The 1,133-nt window shown below is 71.8% G+C and carries 1 protein-coding gene; it reads right to left on the bottom strand.

The features are described from left to right. Positions 1-1,133, bottom strand: a 1,133-nt coding sequence (locus U4E84_RS18185) for an MFS transporter (RefSeq protein ID WP_322533471.1), incomplete at both ends; no start/stop codon positions are given.

The following is a 1,133-nucleotide window of genomic DNA, read 5'->3' as shown; positions in this document are numbered from 1 at the left end:
GACCGCGAAGGGCACGACGAAGCCGAAGCCGACGAGCCAGCCGGACGCCAGCGGCCCGAGGGCGACGCCGAAGCCGAACCCCATCGTGAGCACGGAGAGCGTGGTCCCCGACTCCCCCTCCCGTGCGAGGTCGCCGGCGAGCGCGAGCGACGGGGCGAACACGCACGCCACCGCGATCCCCTGCCCGAGCCGGACGAGCATCATCAGCGCCGGCTCCGTCACGACCCCTTGGAGGAGGGTCGTGGGGACGAGGAGGACGAACCCGGCGACGAGGAACGGCCGCCGGCCGATCCGGTCGCTGGCGCGCCCGACCGGGACCTGGAAGATCACGTTGGCGATCGTCACGGCGGCGAACTGCGCGCCGAACCAGATCGGCGCCTGGTCTAACCGGACGTTCACCTGGTTCTGGAGCGTCGCGAACAGCGCGATACACGCGCCCATGGCGACGGTCGCGAGCCCCAGCGTGAACACGGGGTCGAGCAGGCGGTCCTCGCCGCGGACCCGGATCGAGACGTCGTCGCCCGCCTCGCCCTCGACGTCGGCGTCCCGGACGAGCAGGAACACGAGCGCGAAGCTGAGGTACGCCCCCGCGCAGGCCGCGACGAAGGCCGCGTCGAACCCGTCGAGGACCGGGAGGCCGACGGCCGAGAGGTCGTACGGGCCGGCCTCGACGACCGCACCGGCGAGGACCGGGCCGAAGCCGAAGCCGATGAGCCGGAACGTGTTGTACACCCCGAAGTTCCCGCCGCGGTCGGTGTCGCTCGCGGCGTACTCGTTGACGAGGGCGACCGTCGCTGGGATGATGGGCGCCGCGCCGAGCCCCTGGATGGCGCGCAGCGCGACCAGCGCCGGGTAGCTCGTCGCGACCGTGTACAGCCCGCTCGCAGTGCCGAGGAGGAGGATCCCGGCGAGCACGAACGGCCGCCTCTTGCCGACGCGGTCGGACAGCCTTCCGGTGAAGGGCTGCGAGAGGCTGTTGAGGAAGCCGAAAAGCGAGAGGACGACCCCGATGAGCAGCGGCTCGGTCACCGTGACCGCGGCCGCGCCGACACCGACCTCCGCGCCGAGCAGCCCTTCGATGTCGACCACGTCGCTGGTGATGTACAGCGGGAGGACGACGATGAGGAAGGAGT

Origin of the sequence: Halorubrum sp. AD140 (genome assembly GCF_034497445.1) — an archaeon.
Taxonomy (GTDB): Archaea; Halobacteriota; Halobacteria; order Halobacteriales; family Haloferacaceae; genus Halorubrum.
Note: the sequence above shows the minus strand (reverse complement) of the source record. Positions and strands in the feature narration are given on the sequence as shown.